We start from the raw sequence: 14800 nt of genomic DNA on the forward strand, positions 1-14800 counted from the left end.
ATGCCCGGCTACCATGACGGGAGAGTTAATTGGCACTCAATTCACATTTATCTGTGATCTTCATGGCAAAACTACCATCATTTGTTAGACTTTAAGAATAATTTGAGGGCCGGAGATAAAAATGAGTATGTTCAAAGAGTTTCGTGATTTCGCTATGCGCGGCAACGTAGTGGATTTGGCAGTCGGTGTCATCATCGGTGCTGCTTTTGGCAAAATCGTGTCCTCATTGGTGGCAAATATCATTATGCCGCCTCTGGGTTTGCTGATCGGTGGCGTTGATTTCAAACAATTCAGCTGGATATTAAAGCCCGCTGATGGTGCAGCACCTGCGGTAGTGATGGAATATGGCGTGTTTTTGCAGACTGTGTTTGATTTTGTCATCGTTGCGTTTGCCATTTTTATGGCCATCAAGCTGATGAACAGGCTGTATACGAAGAAAGAGGTTGAGAAGCCTGTGGCAAAACCTTCTGCTGAAGAGACGCTGTTGAGTGAAATCCGTGATTTGCTAAAAGAGCAGAACGGTAAAGCTCAGTAATAATCTGGCAGGCCAGTAGCCAACGTAGTAACAAAATAAATTATCCGATCCCTGTGAGCGCTTAGCTGACAGGGGTTTTTTATTTCCCCGCAGTATGCCTGTCACGTCAAATAAACGCATCATCAGCCCCGCATTCTGAACGACTCGATATACGGTATAAGTCCCTAAAATATCAGATAAGTACGTCACCGGATATCCACCCTTGTGGAGACGACGGGATGGTGTCATTTCAGAATGGTTCTTCACTTCGCAAAGATAAGAGTTTTGTCAGAAAACATGCCAATAAAACCTGGCGTATGGCTCGAATAGCTATCTTCCATTACATTATTGATTCCGAAACCCATCCCATTACCACAGCCACGTCACAGGCCTCAGTCTCAAAGCCTTCGGACGGGTCTCGCCATAAAGACAGGATTGCTGTCCACAATAAGCTCAAACTAAAGGAGACGTATCATGCCCGTAAATATTCGTCATGATTTTCCTCAAATGTCTTTCTCACAGAGACCTGACAACAATAACGTTAAAGATGGCTTTTACCGCGATAATAAAGATCCTCAACTTCTTACTTCCCGAATCACAAAAGTTGATAACAGCAAAGAAGAGAGTCCCTCAAGCAGATGCAAGACCCAGTGGCCACCGGGTCGTGCGGCCAGTGAAGATGATGGCGCAGAGGTTATTTCACTGACTGAGATAATATGTGAAGGTAAAGCTCTGCGCTTGCAGGCAGAATCATTACTTGACTCCGGCGTTGACTCCCCCCTTTCCCGTGGGTGGCAAGGGGGTTTTTTCAAACGTCTCCTGGTCGGTGCGGGCATACTGACCGGAGCCGGCGTGCTGGGGTATCAGTGTTATGCGGGAAGAGAGAGTATCGCCGGGCAGAAAGCCAACTTAGCGCAGCCTTACCCCAAGGAGCCTCCTGTCAATCCGTTCATACCATTTTATGACAGTAGCGGAATGCGGAATAATTCGTTGAGCAATGTCGAGCGGCACCGTGACAGCACGCATGATGAGGTTAGACACAGACGTCGACACGTTCCACAGTCACCAGGCACACAGAGAAACTACTTAGTCGAACGACAATTGATGGAAAAGGAATTTATAAAGATAAAAAGTGATATATTTATCTTTAAAATCATAGCGGAAGATCTTTCTGCTCTAAAAGAAATAAATGAACGTCATCGTAATTACCTTCAATTGGTTATTAGCAACACGGTTAACATTGTCGACTCGGCTATAACATCACTTCTGAGATCGTCAAACAGATATAATACCATTCGACCTGTCATTGATGACTACCTGGGTAGAGCACTGCTTCGCCATTTAGATTTAAATATTGAAAATATAAAAATATCTGATTATAAGAACTACTTCGATGCGAGAAAGGTATTTGAAGAGCAAATTAAAGGTGAACTAAAGCAACCATTTTTGGTGGATATCATTCATGACAAAGTCTTTATCGACAAGTTAATTATAAACTTGGCAAAGATGCGCAACTACCTCGCAAGAGGCTGTGACCGTTATGACAATAATTGCCTGAACTTTATTTATGTCAATAAAAAAAAAGACACCAAAATTTTTGAAAAAGAAAATTCCCTATCCCCTCTTATAGCAACAATAGGCGATCAAATTCTACCTAAGATTGGATATGATAAACTTGATATTATCATTACGGAAGATTTTTTCAAACTTTGTACCGTAGATGCTTCTAATGTCATTGTTCACGAATTGGCTCACTACTTTACCGCTACCACAGATTTCTTCGAAATAAAAAGAGAGTCGAATTGCGAAAAATCTCCAGCCACTGCTACTAATCATTCATCCGTTATTGAGCAACTGAGTTTTGCCGAAGAGCGTTTATCCCATCTAAAGGATGATATTGAATCATATATTTCTAATAATTGGGGTAATATATCAATACAGATTGAAGATATTCTGGCACGTATCCCAAGTTACCCTGCGGAGGGAGTACGAATGGAGCAGATAAATATATTTTTAGAATATTACCGTAATCACCCTGAATTCAGAAAAAATATCAATCATCGCGCCACTGATTATTATTCGAACCTGATAATAGCTTTAGCTTCACAACAATTTAAGCATGATGGAAAAATCCCTTTATCGGCTGTCGAAAGACTGAAAGATAGTTGATAGCGTCCGTGAATACTTCAGCCGAGAAAAGCGGAAGGCCAGAGGTAAATACACTAATTGTGAACTTACCATTGGCCTCCAGATCTGCTTTCTTACCATGTTTTTCTTTACGCCGATAGCTGCCCTTGCCCTTTTGATTGACTTCAATGCGGTGTTTGAACAAAGGATCGTGCAGCAATGCTTCTATCGCGTTATCGCGGATAATACCCTTTTTATGTTGGTAGGTAGTCATGAACGCTTCCTGTTAGATGATGACGGTTAGGAATATAGGCCCGAAAAGAGAAAATTTCAATCATCCGTATGAACTAAAGATGTGGATGCCCCCTTCTCCAAAGCATCAAGGATGGAACAGTAGACGCTACTGTGCGCAGTCCCACAACAGGCATCATTCAGTCTCTTTAGTGAGCGTTGCATATGTTTTAGTTCTTTGAGCCTTGCTGCAACTTCATTAAGTCGTTTTTGCACGATTGATTTTGATTCCTCGCAGGTATGATGTTCTGGATCGACGCGGATCGACAACAGCTCGCGGATCGCCTCCAGGGTGAAACCTAAATGCCGCCCGTAACGAATAAATTTAAGACGCTGCAGGTCATTATCACTATATAGACGAAAACCGCCTTGCGTTCGCACCTCATGATCCATCATTTGTTGTTTTTCATAAAAACGGATGGTGTCTGGCGTAACGTTGGCCAGCTTAGCCAATTGTCCAATACGATACATTAATCCACTCCATTAAAACGAAGATGCACCTGCTGACTATAGTCGCCCTGCAAAAAATCAGTGCTGATACCAGCCTGCTTCAGTTTCAGCTCCAGCAGAGTGAGGCGTTTTTTCTGTGACAGATACCGCTCATCAAATGGGCTAACGCTGCGTAGCAACCGATCGAGCTCAACCGCTTCGCGTCGCATTTCAAGTTCGGCCGGAAGATGGCCTGAATTTTTCAGGATGCGGTAGCCCGCGCGCAGCTCTTCTGGAACATGTGAGTCATCATCCAGTTCTAGTGGACGCCCGCTGCCCGGTAGGTTATCAAGACCGCCCTGACGCAGGGCAGTGAGAATATGCTTTTCAGCCAGTTGATCAATTATTGACATGATGGCCTCGCTAAACGTCAAAAATTCAGCATAGAGCAATTATTACGTGGTGACGAGAGGAAGGAATTAGAGATATAAAAAAACCCCGCAAGCGGGGTTTTTTTAATGTTGTAACAGATTACTCTGCTACAGCTTCTGCTTGAGCTTCTGGACGATCAACCAACTCGATGTAAGCCATCGGAGCGTTGTCACCAGCGCGGAAGCCACACTTCAAAATGCGAGTGTAACCACCGGCACGGCTCGCGAAACGCGGGCCCAGCTCGTTAAACAGTTTTGCCACGATCTCGTTATCACGAGTACGGGCGAATGCCAGACGACGATTAGCTACGCTGTCGGTCTTGGCAAGAGTAATCAGCGGCTCAACTACGCGACGCAGCTCTTTCGCTTTTGGCAGGGTCGTCTTGATGATCTCATGACGAACCAAAGAGCCAGCCATGTTGCGGAACATAGCCTGACGATGGCTGCTGTTACGGTTCAGTTGACGACCACTCTTACGATGGCGCATGACCTTATCCTTCTCAGTGAAACCTTAACCTGTGATCGGGTTATTCATCAGCAATGCTAGCTGGCGGCCAGTTTTCCAGGCGCATGCCCAGAGACAGACCACGAGAAGCCAGCACATCTTTAATCTCAGTAAGAGATTTTTTACCAAGGTTAGGCGTTTTAAGCAGCTCAACCTCGGTACGCTGTACCAGATCACCGATGTAGTGGATAGCTTCTGCCTTAAGGCAGTTAGCAGAGCGGACAGTCAATTCCAGATCGTCAACAGGGCGCAGCAAGATCGGATCGAATTCTGGTTTCTCTTCTTTCACTTCCGGCTGACGTACATCACGTAAGTCGACGAAAGCTTCCAGTTGTTCTGCCAGGATGGTAGCCGCACGACGGATCGCTTCTTCAGGATCGATAGTGCCGTTGGTTTCCATTTCGATGACCAGCTTGTCCAAATCGGTACGCTGTTCCACACGCGCTGCTTCAACATTGTAGGCAATACGCTCTACAGGGCTGTAGCAGGCGTCGACTAACAGACGACCGATTGGGCGCTCATCTTCTTCCGAATGAATTCGGGCAGAAGCCGGCACATAACCACGACCACGCTGAACTTTGATACGCATGCTGATAGCAGCGTTTTCATCGGTCAGATGGCAGATCGCGTGCTGCGGCTTGACGATTTCAACATCACCATCATGGGTGATATCGGCTGCAGTCACAGGGCCAATGCCAGATTTATTCAGAGTAAGAATAACTTCATCTTTGCCCTGAACTCTTACCGCTAAACCTTTCAGGTTGAGCAGGATTTCCAGGATATCTTCCTGTACGCCCTCTTTGGTGCTGTACTCATGTAGTACACCATCAATTTCAACCTCGGTCACCGCGCAACCCGGCATTGATGAAAGCAGAATACGGCGCAGCGCGTTACCGAGAGTATGGCCAAAGCCACGCTCTAAAGGCTCAAGGGTCACCTTGGCGTGCGTCGAACTCACTTGTTCGATATCTACCAGGCGTGGTTTTAGAAACTCTGTCACAGAACCCTGCATTGTGTCCTCTCTTTGGTACTAAGCCTTACTTGGAGTAAAGCTCGACGATCAGGTGTTCGTTAATGTCCGCAGACAGATCGGTACGTTCAGGAATACGCTTGAACACACCTTCCATCTTAGTTGCATCAACTTCCAGCCAGGTTGGCTTTTCACGCTGTTCAGCCAGCTCCAGAGCGGCTTTCACGCGAGACTGCTTTTTGGCTTTCTCACGGATGCTAACAACGTCATTCGGAGTTACCTGATAAGAAGCGATGCTAACAACGCGACCGTTCACCATGATGGATTTGTGGCTAACCAGCTGACGTGATTCTGCACGAGTGGCGCCAAAGCCCATACGATAAACTACGTTATCCAGACGACCTTCCAGCAGAGCTAACAGGTTTTCACCGGTATTGCCTTTCAGACGAGCTGCTTCTTTATAATAGTTACGGAACTGACGCTCCAGCACACCGTAGGTACGGCGAACTTTCTGCTTTTCACGCAACTGCACGCCATAATCAGACAGACGTGGCTTGCGCGCACCGTGCTGACCAGGAGCTTGTTCAATCTTACACTTGGTATCAATCGCGCGAACGCCAGACTTGAGGAACAGGTCTGTGCCTTCACGACGGCTCAGCTTGAGCTTAGGACCCAAATATCTTGCCATTTTCTTTCTCCAACATTCCTAAAAAACGGGGCGTTATACGCGACGTTTTTTCGGCGGACGACAACCGTTGTGAGGGATCGGAGTCACATCAGTAATATTAGTGATGCGGAAACCAGCAGCGTTCAGAGCACGAATCGTTGATTCGCGGCCTGGACCAGGACCCTTAACCATAACTTCCAAGTTCTTAATACCGTAATCTTTCACGGCCTCTGCGCAACGCTCTGCAGCAACCTGCGCAGCGAACGGCGTAGACTTACGAGAACCACGGAAACCGGAACCACCGGCTGTTGCCCAACCCAACGCATTACCCTGACGGTCGGTAATAGTAACGATGGTGTTGTTAAAAGACGCATGGACATGAGCCACGCCATCAGAGACTTGCTTTCTTACACGCTTACGTGCACGAACTGGTGCCTTTGCCATTATTCAATCACCCCGATTATTTCTTGATCGGTTTACGCGGACCCTTACGGGTACGTGCGTTGGTCTTGGTACGCTGACCGCGCACTGGAAGACCACGACGATGACGCAAACCACGATAGCAACCAAGGTCCATAAGACGCTTGATGCTCAGGGTGACTTCACGACGCAGATCGCCTTCAACAACAAATTTCGCTACTGCATCACGCAGAATGTCGATTTGCTCTTCAGACAGCTCACTGATCTTAACATTTTCAGCAATGCCCGTAGATGCACAGATAGACTGTGAGCGGGTCTTGCCGATACCGAAGATTGCAGTTAATGCGATAACGGTATGTTTATGATCAGGAATGTTAATGCCTGCTATACGGGCCACTATGCACTCCTATTTAATTACTTATGCGTCCCATGCCGAAAAGCCCGTTTTCAGGATACTCAAATGGAAACGCATAGACATACAAAAGATTGGCTGGCTAATCTAGCCAGCTCAACCCGACTTTGCAAGAACAATATGCGATTAAATCAGCCTTGGCGCTGTTTATGCTTTGGCTCGGCACTACAAATCACACGCACAACGCCGTCGCGACGAATGATTTTGCAGTTACGACATAATTTCTTGACGGAAGCACGAACTTTCATTTTTACTCTCCGTAACTTCTCAAGCGCCTGAATTAACGGCTATAGCCTTTCAGGTTTGCTTTCTTCAATGCAGACTCGTACTGACTCGACATCATTAGAGTTTGCACTTGAGCCATAAAGTCCATGATGACAACCACAACAATCAGCAGTGACGTACCGCCGAAGTAGAATGGGACTTTCATCGCATCACGCATGAACTCCGGGATCAGGCAGATAAAGGTAATGTACAACGCACCGATTAAAGTCAGGCGGGTCATTACTTTATCGATATACTTCGCCGTCTGTTCTCCCGGACGAATACCTGGTACAAATGCACCAGACTTCTTCAGGTTATCTGCTGTTTCACGCGGGTTGAAAACCAACGCTGTGTAGAAGAAACAGAAGAAGATGATTGCAGTCGCATAGAGTAGCACATAAAGCGGCTGGCCAGGCTGTAATGACATGGAAATCGTCGTCAGCCAGTTCCAACCTGTTCCGCCCCCGAACCATGAAGCAATGGTTGCTGGGAACAGAATGATGCTGGAAGCAAAGATAGCTGGGATAACCCCGGCCATGTTCACCTTCAACGGTAAATGTGTGCTCTGCGCAGCATAGACACGACGGCCTTGCTGACGTTTCGCATAGTTCACCACAATGCGGCGTTGACCACGCTCAACGAAAACAACGAAGAAGGTCACTGCAAATACGAGAACTGCAACCAACAGCAACAGGAGGAAGTGCAGGTCGCCTTGCCGCGCTTGCTCGATGGTATGGCCAATGGCCGGCGGCAGACCCGCAACAATACCAGCGAAGATAATGATCGAGATACCGTTACCGATACCTCGCTCAGTAATCTGCTCACCCAGCCACATCAGGAACATCGTCCCGGTAACCAGGCTGACAACAGCGGTAAAGTAGAAGGCAAAGCCTGGATTTAACACCAGGCCCTGCATTCCAGGCATATTCGGCAAACCGGTAGCAATACCGATCGACTGGAAGATACCTAGTACCAGAGTACCGTAGCGGGTGTACTGGCTAATCTTACGACGGCCAGCCTCCCCTTCTTTCTTGATTTCAGCTAACGCGGGATGAACCACGGTCAGCAGCTGGATAATAATTGAAGCCGAAATATACGGCATAATACCCAGAGCAAAGATAGAAGCACGGCTCAGAGCACCACCAGAGAACATGTTGAACATTTCAATGATGGTGCCACGCTGTTGCTCAAGCAATTTGGCAAGTACAGTGGCATCAATACCAGGAATTGGAATAAAAGAACCAATACGGAATACTATCAGCGCACCAATCACAAACAGAAGTCTGCGTTTGAGTTCGCCAAAACCGCCTTTGGCACTTTGAAAATCTAATCCCGGTTGCTTAGCCATCTGCTACTTATTCCTCAATTTTACCGCCAGCAGCTTCGATTGCAGCACGAGCGCCTTTAGTGACACGCAGACCACGAATCGTTACCGGTGCAGAAACTTCACCAGACAGGATCACTTTCGCGAACTCCATCTGAATACCGATAATGTTAGCCGCTTTCAGCGTATTCAGGTCGACGATACCGCCTTCAACTTTCGCCAGGTCAGACAGACGAACTTCTGCAGTGACCATTGCTTTGCGAGAGGTGAAACCGAATTTCGGCAGACGACGGTACAGAGGCATCTGGCCGCCTTCAAAACCACGACGTACGCCACCGCCAGAACGTGAGTTCTGACCTTTGTGACCGCGACCGCCGGTTTTGCCGAGACCAGAACCAATACCACGACCCAGACGTTTAGGAGCGTGTTTAGAGCCGTCGGCCGGAGACAGAGTATTTAAACGCATCTGTTACTCCTCCACTTTAACCATGTAGGAAATCGCGTTAACCATACCGCGTACAGCTGGCGTGTCTTCACGCTCTACGGTGTGGTTAATACGACGCAGACCCAGGCCAAGCAGTGTTGCCTTGTGTTTAGGCAAACGACCGATCGAACTACGGGTTTGAGTAATCTTAATAGTCTTAGCCATGGTCATTACCCCAGAATGTCTTCAACGGATTTGCCACGCTTGGCAGCGACCATTTCTGGGGAATTCATGTTGGCCAGGCCATCCAGAGTTGCACGAACCACGTTGATCGGGTTAGTGGAACCGTAGGCTTTAGCCAGAACGTTATGAACCCCAGCAACTTCCAGAACGGCGCGCATTGCACCACCGGCAATAATACCGGTACCTTCTGAAGCTGGCTGCATGAACACGCGAGAACCTGTGTGCACGCCTTTAACAGGGTGCTGCAGGGTGCCGTTGTTCAGCGCGACATTGATCATATTGCGACGAGCTTTTTCCATCGCTTTCTGGATCGCTGCTGGAACTTCACGCGCTTTACCGTAACCAAAACCAATGCGACCATTACCATCACCAACAACAGTCAGAGCTGTGAAGGAGAAAATACGGCCACCTTTAACGGTTTTAGATACGCGATTAACCGCGATCAGCTTTTCCTGCAGTTCGCCAGCTTGTTTTTCGATGTGTGCCATCTTACACCTCTACCTTAGAACTGTAGGCCAGCTTCACGGGCAGCATCTGCCAGTGCCTGGACACGACCATGATATTGGAAACCAGAACGGTCGAAAGAAACACCAGTGATGCCTTTTTCGATTGCGCGTTCAGCAACTGCTTTACCAACAGCAGCAGCAGCGTCTTTGTTTCCAGTGTACTTCAATTGCTCACCGATTGCTTTTTCTACAGTAGAAGCGGCAACCAGGACTTCAGAACCGTTAGGTGCGATTACCTGTGCGTAAATATGACGCGGGGTACGATGTACCACCAGGCGAGTAGCACCCAGCTCTTTGAGCTTGCGACGTGCGCGGGTCGCACGACGGATACGAGCAGATTTCTTATCCATAGTGTTACCTTACTTCTTCTTAGCCTCTTTGGTACGCACGACTTCGTCGGCGTAACGAACACCCTTGCCTTTGTAAGGCTCAGGACGACGGTAGGCGCGTAGATCGGCTGCAACCTGACCAATCAGCTGTTTATCAGCGCCTTTCAGCACGATTTCAGTCTGAGTTGGACATTCAGCAGTGATTCCCGCTGGCAGTGCGTGTTCAACGGGGTGAGAGAAGCCCAAGGCTAAACTCACTGCGTTGCCTTTAACGGCTGCACGATAACCTACACCAACCAGCTGCAGCTTCTTAGTGAAGCCTTCGGTAACACCGATAACCATAGCGTTCAGCAGAGCGCGAGAAGTACCTGCCTGCGCCCAACCATCCGCAAAACCTTCGCGCGGAGCGAAAGTCAGGGTGTTGTCAGCATGCTTAACTTCTACGGCATTGTTGAGCGTACGAGTCAGCTCGCCGTTTTTACCTTTAATCGAAATTACCTGACCGTCGAGTTTTACCTCTACGCCGGCAGGAATGACGACAGGTGCTTTAGCAACACGAGACATTTTTCCTCCGATTAAGCTACGTAGCAGATAATTTCGCCGCCAAGACCAGCCTGGCGTGCTGCACGATCGGTCATAACACCTTTAGAGGTAGAAACAACAGCGATACCCAGTCCAGCCATTACTTTTGGCAGTTCGTCTTTGCGTTTGTAGATACGCAGACCTGGACGGCTTACACGCTGAATGCTCTCTACCACTGCCTTGCCCTGGAAATACTTAAGAGTCAGTTCCAGTTCTGGCTTGGTGTCGCCTTCGATTTTAAATTCTTCAATATAACCTTCTTCCTTCAGCACGTTGGCGATTGCCAATTTCAGCTTGGAGGAAGGCATAGTGACCGCAACTTTGTTTGCGGATTGACCGTTACGGATACGGGTCAGCATATCCGCGATCGGATCTTGCATGCTCATCTGTCTTTACTCCCGTGATTCAATTGGTAATTACCAGCTAGCCTTTTTCAAGCCAGGTACTTCACCGCGCATGGCGGCTTCACGCAACTTGATACGGCTCAACCCGAATTTGCCCACATAACCATGTGGACGGCCAGTTTGGCGGCAGCGCTTACGCTGACGGGACGGGCTGGAATCACGCGGCAGAGATTGCAGCTTGAGAACAGCGTTCCAACGATCTTCGTCGGACGAGTTCACGCTAGAAATGATAGCTTTCAGCTCCTCGCGTTTAGCGCGGTACTTGTCAGCCAGTTTCACGCGAACGACTTCGCGTGCTTTCATCGATTGCTTAGCCATCAGTAACCCTGCCTTACTTGCGGAACGGGAAGTTAAAAGCAGCCAACAGTGCGCGGCCTTCATCATCAGATTTCGCAGTAGTGGTAATGGTGATATCCATACCACGAACGCGGTCGACTTTGTCATAGTCGATTTCTGGGAAGATGATCTGCTCACGAACGCCCATGCTGTAGTTACCACGGCCATCGAATGACTTAGCGGACAGGCCACGGAAGTCACGGATACGTGGAACAGCAATAGAAATCAGACGCTCAAAGAACTCCCACATGCGTTCGCCACGCAGAGTTACTTTACAGCCGATCGGATAGCCCTGACGGATTTTGAAGCCTGCAACTGACTTGCGTGCTTTGGTGATAAACGGCTTTTGACCGGAGATTGCTGCCAAATCAGCTGCTGCGTTATCCAGCAGTTTCTTGTCAGCGATCGCTTCACCCACACCCATATTCAGGGTGATCTTCTCGACCCGAGGGACTTGCATGACAGAATTGTAGCTAAACTCAGTCATGAGTTTTTTAACTACTTCGTCTTTGTAGTAATCATGCAGTTTCGCCATCGTACTACTCCAAGTTACTTGATAGTTTCGCTGTTAGACTTGAAGAAACGGACTTTTTTGCCGTCTTCGAATCTAAAGCCTACACGGTCAGCCTTACCGGTTGCCGAGTTGAAGAGCGCAACGTTAGAAATCTGCAGAGCAGCTTCTTTTTCAACGATGCCACCTGGTTGGTTCAGGGCCGGTACAGGCTTCTGATGTTTTTTAACCAGGTTGATACCTTCAACAATGATCTTGCCGGAAGACAGAACATTTTTTACTTTACCGCGCTTACCTTTATCTTTGCCGGTCAGCACGATAACTTCGTCATCGCGACGGATTTTAGCTGCCATTTTTCGCTCCTTAGAGTACTTCTGGTGCCAGAGAGATAATTTTCATGAACTTTTCAGTACGAAGTTCACGAGTTACCGGCCCAAAAATACGCGTTCCGATAGGCTGCTCACTGTTATTGTTTAAAATAACGCATGCATTACCATCGAAGCGAATGACAGAACCGTCCGGGCGACGAACACCCTTCCTGGTGCGCACCACTACCGCTTTCAGCACATCACCCTTCTTAACCTTACCGCGAGGAATTGCTTCCTTGATGGTAATTTTGATGATGTCGCCTACGCCTGCGTAGCGACGGTGCGAGCCACCCAGAACCTTGATACACATTACGCGACGTGCACCGGAGTTGTCGGCGACGTTCAGCATAGTCTGTTCTTGGATCATTTTAGTGCTCCGCTAATGTCAACTACTACTTCGGGACCTGATTCAGGTCGTTTAATAGCCCCATAATTGAGGGCGCAGCATTATAACACTGCTTCTCGCATAAGGGTAGAAAAAATAAACGGCTCAGACGAGCCGTTTATCTTATTTTTTAGAGAGACGAATTCTATTACAGAATCGCTTTCTCTACAACGCGAACCAGCGTCCATGACTTAGTCTTGGACAGTGGACGGCATTCGCGGATGATAACCACGTCGCCGATACCACATTCATTGTTCTCGTCGTGTACGTGCAGTTTGGTCGTACGCTTGATGAATTTCCCGTAAATTGGGTGTTTCACAAAACGTTCGATAGCCACAACAATGGATTTCTCCATTTTGTCACTAGTCACACGACCTTGCAGAGTACGGATTTTATCGGTCATTACGCACCCGCCTTCTCAGTCAGTAAAGTCTTAACGCGTGCAACATCACGACGCAGCTGCTTCAACACATGAGTCTGTTGTAGCTGGCCGGATGCTGCCTGCATGCGCAGGTTGAACTGCTCACGCAGCAGGTTAAGTAGCTCAGTGTTCAGCTCTTCAACGCTTTTTTCACGCAGCTCTGTTGCTTTCATTACATCACCGTCTTAGTTACAAAGGTGGTTTTGATAGGCAGTTTTGCTGCTGCCAGCTTGAATGCTTCACGGGCCAGCTCTTCCGGAACACCGTCCATTTCATACAGGACTTTACCTGGCTGGATCAAGGCAACCCAATACTCTACGTTACCTTTACCTTTACCCATACGCACTTCCAGCGGCTTCTCGGTAATTGGTTTGTCCGGGAATACACGGATCCAAATTTTACCTTGACGCTTAACTGCACGGGTCATTGCACGACGTGCTGCTTCGATCTGACGTGCGGTCAGACGACCACGGCCAACAGCTTTCAGACCGAAAGTACCGAAGCTAACATCCGTACCCTGCGCCAGACCACGGTTGCGGCCTTTGTGCACTTTACGGAATTTTGTACGCTTTGGTTGTAACATCAGCGACTCTCCTTACTTACGGCCTTTACGCTGCTGCTTTTTAGGTTGAGCAGCCGGTTCCGGTTGTTCAACAGCAGCCATACCACCCAGGATCTCGCCTTTGAAGATCCATACCTTAACGCCGATTACACCATAAGTGGTGTGCGCTTCAGAGGTGTTGTAGTCAATGTCTGCACGCAGGGTGTGCAACGGCACGCGGCCTTCACGGTACCATTCGGTACGCGCGATTTCTGCACCGCCCAGACGGCCACTAACTTCAACTTTGATCCCTTTAGCGCCCAGACGCATTGCGTTCTGTACCGCACGCTTCATAGCACGACGGAACATCACACGACGCTCCAGCTGTGAAGTGATGCTGTCAGCAACCAATTTAGCGTCCAGTTCCGGTTTACGGACTTCGGCGATATTGATCTGTGCAGGAACGCCAGCGATATCCGCTACGACCTTGCGCAGTTTTTCTACATCTTCACCTTTCTTACCGATAACGATGCCAGGACGAGCGGTGTGAATAGTCACACGGATGCTCTTAGCCGGACGCTCGATAACAATACGAGAGACGGATGCTTTAGCCAGTTCTTTAGTCAGGAACTGACGAACTTTAAAGTCGCTGTCCAGGTTGTCAGCGAATTCTTTGGTATTGGCGAACCAAGTAGAGTTCCAGGGTTTAACAATACCCAGGCGAATACCATTAGGATGTACTTTCTGACCCATTGCTAGTCTCCAGAGTCTCAGCGATCGGACACAACCACAGTAATGTGGCTGGTGCGCTTCAGGATGCGATCTGCACGACCTTTTGCACGCGGCATAATGCGCTTCATGCTTGGGCCTTCGTCTACGAAGATTTTCGTGACTTTCAGATCATCAATGTCAGCGCCATCGTTGTGTTCGGCGTTAGCAATGGCAGATTCCAGAACCTTCTTAACCAGTACAGCCGCTTTCTTATTGGTGTAGGTCAGAATGTCCAGAGCCTGCGACACTTTCTTACCGCGTACAAGATCCGCTACCAAGCGAACCTTCTGTGCAGAAGAACGAGCGTGGCGATGTTTAGCGATAGTTTCCATCTCTTCCTCCTGCCTTAGCGTTTCTTGGCTTTTTTATCAGCCGCGTGGCCGCGATAAGTACGAGTCGGAGCAAATTCACCCAGTTTGTGACCGACCATTTCGTCGGAAACAAAGACAGGAACGTGCTGACGACCATTATGGACAGCGATGGTCAAACCGATCATGTTAGGGAAGATCGTTGAACGACGGGACCAAGTGCGCAGTGGCTTCTTGTCTCCGCTTTCCAAAGCTTTCTCTACCTTCTTCAGCAAGTGCAGGTCAATAAAAGGACCTTTCTTGAGAGAACGTGGCAT

Annotated in this window: 28 protein-coding genes; 2 read left to right on the forward strand and 26 right to left on the reverse strand. The window is 48.3% G+C overall.

All coding sequences use genetic code 11. The features are described 5' to 3' along the window. The first annotated feature begins 121 nt into the window (after positions 1-121). Positions 122-535, forward strand: a complete 414-nt coding sequence (mscL, locus tag ETA_RS16880; protein ID WP_012442826.1) for a large-conductance mechanosensitive channel protein MscL — start codon at positions 122-124, stop codon at positions 533-535. Positions 536-988: 453 nt separating this feature from the next. Next, positions 989-2683, forward strand: coding sequence for a hypothetical protein (locus ETA_RS16885; protein ID WP_042959187.1), 1695 nt, complete (start codon positions 989-991; stop codon positions 2681-2683). Here ETA_RS16885 and ETA_RS19465 read toward each other — a convergent pair. From ETA_RS19465 to rpsS, 26 genes are all read right to left on the reverse strand, one after another. Then, positions 2628-2915, reverse strand: coding sequence for an alternative ribosome-rescue factor A (locus tag ETA_RS19465; RefSeq protein WP_071819198.1), 288 nt, complete (start codon positions 2913-2915; stop codon positions 2628-2630). The genes ETA_RS16885 and ETA_RS19465 overlap by 56 nt on opposite strands. 56 nt (positions 2916-2971) lie before the next feature. Next, positions 2972-3403 carry a Zn(2+)-responsive transcriptional regulator gene (gene zntR / locus ETA_RS16890; protein WP_012442829.1) on the reverse strand — a complete coding sequence of 144 codons (432 nt, stop codon included), beginning with the start codon at positions 3401-3403 and terminating at the stop codon, positions 2972-2974. Next, positions 3403-3774: a DnaJ family domain-containing protein gene (locus tag ETA_RS16895; protein WP_012442830.1), complete on the reverse strand. Its 372-nt coding sequence runs from the start codon at positions 3772-3774 to the stop codon at positions 3403-3405. The genes zntR and ETA_RS16895 overlap by 1 nt, the downstream gene beginning before the upstream one ends. A 118-nt stretch (positions 3775-3892) precedes the next feature. Continuing rightward, entirely contained in the window at positions 3893-4279 is a 387-nt protein-coding gene (rplQ, locus tag ETA_RS16900; protein WP_004160560.1) for a 50S ribosomal protein L17, read from the reverse strand. Positions 4280-4319: 40 nt separating this feature from the next. Further along, the gene (locus ETA_RS16905; RefSeq protein WP_012442831.1) at positions 4320-5309 is read right to left on the reverse strand and encodes a DNA-directed RNA polymerase subunit alpha; all 990 of its coding nucleotides are present in this window, start codon (positions 5307-5309) and stop codon (positions 4320-4322) included. A 25-nt stretch (positions 5310-5334) separates the two neighbouring features. Beyond that, the gene (gene rpsD, locus ETA_RS16910; RefSeq protein WP_012442832.1) at positions 5335-5955 is read right to left on the reverse strand and encodes a 30S ribosomal protein S4; all 621 of its coding nucleotides are present in this window, start codon (positions 5953-5955) and stop codon (positions 5335-5337) included. 33 nt (positions 5956-5988) lie between these two features. Continuing rightward, on the reverse strand, positions 5989-6378 hold the full coding sequence (rpsK, locus tag ETA_RS16915) for a 30S ribosomal protein S11 (protein WP_004160563.1): 390 nt from the start codon (positions 6376-6378) through the stop codon (positions 5989-5991). A gap of 16 nt (positions 6379-6394) precedes the next feature. Continuing rightward, positions 6395-6751, reverse strand: coding sequence for a 30S ribosomal protein S13 (gene rpsM, locus ETA_RS16920; RefSeq protein ID WP_012442833.1), 357 nt, complete (start codon positions 6749-6751; stop codon positions 6395-6397). 146 nt (positions 6752-6897) lie between these two features. Next, on the reverse strand, positions 6898-7014 hold the full coding sequence (rpmJ, locus tag ETA_RS19470) for a 50S ribosomal protein L36 (RefSeq protein WP_004160566.1): 117 nt from the start codon (positions 7012-7014) through the stop codon (positions 6898-6900). 32 nt (positions 7015-7046) lie between these two features. Next, the gene (gene secY / locus ETA_RS16925) at positions 7047-8378 is read right to left on the reverse strand and encodes a preprotein translocase subunit SecY (RefSeq protein WP_012442834.1); all 1332 of its coding nucleotides are present in this window, start codon (positions 8376-8378) and stop codon (positions 7047-7049) included. A 7-nt stretch (positions 8379-8385) separates the two neighbouring features. Next, a complete protein-coding gene (rplO, locus tag ETA_RS16930; protein ID WP_012442835.1) occupies positions 8386-8820 on the reverse strand; it encodes a 50S ribosomal protein L15 in 435 nt (144 codons plus the stop codon). 3 nt (positions 8821-8823) lie between these two features. Then, complete coding sequence (rpmD, locus tag ETA_RS16935; RefSeq protein ID WP_004160569.1) at positions 8824-9003, reverse strand: 50S ribosomal protein L30; 180 nt, start codon at positions 9001-9003, stop codon at positions 8824-8826. Between the two features lie 5 nt (positions 9004-9008). Then, complete coding sequence (rpsE, locus tag ETA_RS16940; protein WP_004160571.1) at positions 9009-9509, reverse strand: 30S ribosomal protein S5; 501 nt, start codon at positions 9507-9509, stop codon at positions 9009-9011. Between the two features lie 14 nt (positions 9510-9523). Further along, the gene (gene rplR / locus ETA_RS16945) at positions 9524-9877 is read right to left on the reverse strand and encodes a 50S ribosomal protein L18 (RefSeq protein ID WP_012442836.1); all 354 of its coding nucleotides are present in this window, start codon (positions 9875-9877) and stop codon (positions 9524-9526) included. A gap of 9 nt (positions 9878-9886) precedes the next feature. Continuing rightward, the gene (rplF, locus tag ETA_RS16950; RefSeq protein WP_012442837.1) at positions 9887-10420 is read right to left on the reverse strand and encodes a 50S ribosomal protein L6; all 534 of its coding nucleotides are present in this window, start codon (positions 10418-10420) and stop codon (positions 9887-9889) included. Positions 10421-10431: 11 nt separating this feature from the next. Further along, on the reverse strand, positions 10432-10824 hold the full coding sequence (gene rpsH, locus ETA_RS16955; protein ID WP_012442838.1) for a 30S ribosomal protein S8: 393 nt from the start codon (positions 10822-10824) through the stop codon (positions 10432-10434). Positions 10825-10854: 30 nt separating this feature from the next. Continuing rightward, complete coding sequence (rpsN, locus tag ETA_RS16960) at positions 10855-11160, reverse strand: 30S ribosomal protein S14 (RefSeq protein WP_012442839.1); 306 nt, start codon at positions 11158-11160, stop codon at positions 10855-10857. A 13-nt stretch (positions 11161-11173) separates the two neighbouring features. Next, positions 11174-11713 carry a 50S ribosomal protein L5 gene (gene rplE / locus ETA_RS16965; protein ID WP_004160580.1) on the reverse strand — a complete coding sequence of 180 codons (540 nt, stop codon included), beginning with the start codon at positions 11711-11713 and terminating at the stop codon, positions 11174-11176. A gap of 14 nt (positions 11714-11727) precedes the next feature. Further along, on the reverse strand, positions 11728-12042 hold the full coding sequence (rplX, locus tag ETA_RS16970; RefSeq protein WP_012442840.1) for a 50S ribosomal protein L24: 315 nt from the start codon (positions 12040-12042) through the stop codon (positions 11728-11730). A gap of 10 nt (positions 12043-12052) precedes the next feature. After that, complete coding sequence (gene rplN / locus ETA_RS16975) at positions 12053-12424, reverse strand: 50S ribosomal protein L14 (protein ID WP_004160583.1); 372 nt, start codon at positions 12422-12424, stop codon at positions 12053-12055. A 166-nt stretch (positions 12425-12590) separates the two neighbouring features. Next, a complete protein-coding gene (rpsQ, locus tag ETA_RS16980; RefSeq protein ID WP_004160584.1) occupies positions 12591-12845 on the reverse strand; it encodes a 30S ribosomal protein S17 in 255 nt (84 codons plus the stop codon). After that, positions 12845-13036 carry a 50S ribosomal protein L29 gene (gene rpmC / locus ETA_RS16985; protein ID WP_012442841.1) on the reverse strand — a complete coding sequence of 64 codons (192 nt, stop codon included), beginning with the start codon at positions 13034-13036 and terminating at the stop codon, positions 12845-12847. The genes rpsQ and rpmC overlap by 1 nt, the downstream gene beginning before the upstream one ends. Next, entirely contained in the window at positions 13036-13446 is a 411-nt protein-coding gene (gene rplP / locus ETA_RS16990) for a 50S ribosomal protein L16 (protein ID WP_002438716.1), read from the reverse strand. The genes rpmC and rplP overlap by 1 nt, the downstream gene beginning before the upstream one ends. A gap of 12 nt (positions 13447-13458) precedes the next feature. Then, positions 13459-14157, reverse strand: coding sequence for a 30S ribosomal protein S3 (rpsC, locus tag ETA_RS16995; protein ID WP_002919766.1), 699 nt, complete (start codon positions 14155-14157; stop codon positions 13459-13461). Positions 14158-14174: 17 nt separating this feature from the next. Next, positions 14175-14507, reverse strand: coding sequence for a 50S ribosomal protein L22 (gene rplV / locus ETA_RS17000; protein WP_000447532.1), 333 nt, complete (start codon positions 14505-14507; stop codon positions 14175-14177). A 14-nt stretch (positions 14508-14521) separates the two neighbouring features. Further along, positions 14522-14800 (reverse strand): 30S ribosomal protein S19, encoded by a 279-nt coding sequence (rpsS, locus tag ETA_RS17005; protein ID WP_004160590.1) that lies wholly within the window; start codon positions 14798-14800, stop codon positions 14522-14524.

It is taken from the genome of Erwinia tasmaniensis Et1/99, from assembly GCF_000026185.1.
Taxonomy (GTDB): Bacteria; Pseudomonadota; Gammaproteobacteria; order Enterobacterales; family Enterobacteriaceae; genus Erwinia; species Erwinia tasmaniensis.

What these genes read in the sequence shown, in the direction of transcription:
- mscL (WP_012442826.1), top strand. Translation starts at nt 122, where the DNA reads ATGAGTATGTTCAAAGAGTTTCGTGATTTCGCTATGCGCGGCAACGTA.
- ETA_RS16885 (WP_042959187.1), top strand. Translation starts at nt 989, where the DNA reads ATGCCCGTAAATATTCGTCATGATTTTCCTCAAATGTCTTTCTCACAG.
- ETA_RS19465 (WP_071819198.1), bottom strand. Translation starts at nt 2,915, where the DNA reads ATGACTACCTACCAACATAAAAAGGGTATTATCCGCGATAACGCGATA.
- zntR (WP_012442829.1), bottom strand. Translation starts at nt 3,403, where the DNA reads ATGTATCGTATTGGACAATTGGCTAAGCTGGCCAACGTTACGCCAGAC.
- ETA_RS16895 (WP_012442830.1), bottom strand. Translation starts at nt 3,774, where the DNA reads ATGTCAATAATTGATCAACTGGCTGAAAAGCATATTCTCACTGCCCTG.
- rplQ (WP_004160560.1), bottom strand. Translation starts at nt 4,279, where the DNA reads ATGCGCCATCGTAAGAGTGGTCGTCAACTGAACCGTAACAGCAGCCAT.
- ETA_RS16905 (WP_012442831.1), bottom strand. Translation starts at nt 5,309, where the DNA reads ATGCAGGGTTCTGTGACAGAGTTTCTAAAACCACGCCTGGTAGATATC.
- rpsD (WP_012442832.1), bottom strand. Translation starts at nt 5,955, where the DNA reads ATGGCAAGATATTTGGGTCCTAAGCTCAAGCTGAGCCGTCGTGAAGGC.
- rpsK (WP_004160563.1), bottom strand. Translation starts at nt 6,378, where the DNA reads ATGGCAAAGGCACCAGTTCGTGCACGTAAGCGTGTAAGAAAGCAAGTC.
- rpmJ (WP_004160566.1), bottom strand. Translation starts at nt 7,014, where the DNA reads ATGAAAGTTCGTGCTTCCGTCAAGAAATTATGTCGTAACTGCAAAATC.
- secY (WP_012442834.1), bottom strand. Translation starts at nt 8,378, where the DNA reads ATGGCTAAGCAACCGGGATTAGATTTTCAAAGTGCCAAAGGCGGTTTT.
- rplO (WP_012442835.1), bottom strand. Translation starts at nt 8,820, where the DNA reads ATGCGTTTAAATACTCTGTCTCCGGCCGACGGCTCTAAACACGCTCCT.
- rpmD (WP_004160569.1), bottom strand. Translation starts at nt 9,003, where the DNA reads ATGGCTAAGACTATTAAGATTACTCAAACCCGTAGTTCGATCGGTCGT.
- rpsE (WP_004160571.1), bottom strand. Translation starts at nt 9,509, where the DNA reads ATGGCACACATCGAAAAACAAGCTGGCGAACTGCAGGAAAAGCTGATC.
- rplR (WP_012442836.1), bottom strand. Translation starts at nt 9,877, where the DNA reads ATGGATAAGAAATCTGCTCGTATCCGTCGTGCGACCCGCGCACGTCGC.
- rplF (WP_012442837.1), bottom strand. Translation starts at nt 10,420, where the DNA reads ATGTCTCGTGTTGCTAAAGCACCTGTCGTCATTCCTGCCGGCGTAGAG.
- rpsH (WP_012442838.1), bottom strand. Translation starts at nt 10,824, where the DNA reads ATGAGCATGCAAGATCCGATCGCGGATATGCTGACCCGTATCCGTAAC.
- rpsN (WP_012442839.1), bottom strand. Translation starts at nt 11,160, where the DNA reads ATGGCTAAGCAATCGATGAAAGCACGCGAAGTCGTTCGCGTGAAACTG.
- rplE (WP_004160580.1), bottom strand. Translation starts at nt 11,713, where the DNA reads ATGGCGAAACTGCATGATTACTACAAAGACGAAGTAGTTAAAAAACTC.
- rplX (WP_012442840.1), bottom strand. Translation starts at nt 12,042, where the DNA reads ATGGCAGCTAAAATCCGTCGCGATGACGAAGTTATCGTGCTGACCGGC.
- rplN (WP_004160583.1), bottom strand. Translation starts at nt 12,424, where the DNA reads ATGATCCAAGAACAGACTATGCTGAACGTCGCCGACAACTCCGGTGCA.
- rpsQ (WP_004160584.1), bottom strand. Translation starts at nt 12,845, where the DNA reads ATGACCGATAAAATCCGTACTCTGCAAGGTCGTGTGACTAGTGACAAA.
- rpmC (WP_012442841.1), bottom strand. Translation starts at nt 13,036, where the DNA reads ATGAAAGCAACAGAGCTGCGTGAAAAAAGCGTTGAAGAGCTGAACACT.
- rplP (WP_002438716.1), bottom strand. Translation starts at nt 13,446, where the DNA reads ATGTTACAACCAAAGCGTACAAAATTCCGTAAAGTGCACAAAGGCCGC.
- rpsC (WP_002919766.1), bottom strand. Translation starts at nt 14,157, where the DNA reads ATGGGTCAGAAAGTACATCCTAATGGTATTCGCCTGGGTATTGTTAAA.
- rplV (WP_000447532.1), bottom strand. Translation starts at nt 14,507, where the DNA reads ATGGAAACTATCGCTAAACATCGCCACGCTCGTTCTTCTGCACAGAAG.
- rpsS (WP_004160590.1), bottom strand. Translation starts at nt 14,800, where the DNA reads ATGCCACGTTCTCTCAAGAAAGGTCCTTTTATTGACCTGCACTTGCTG.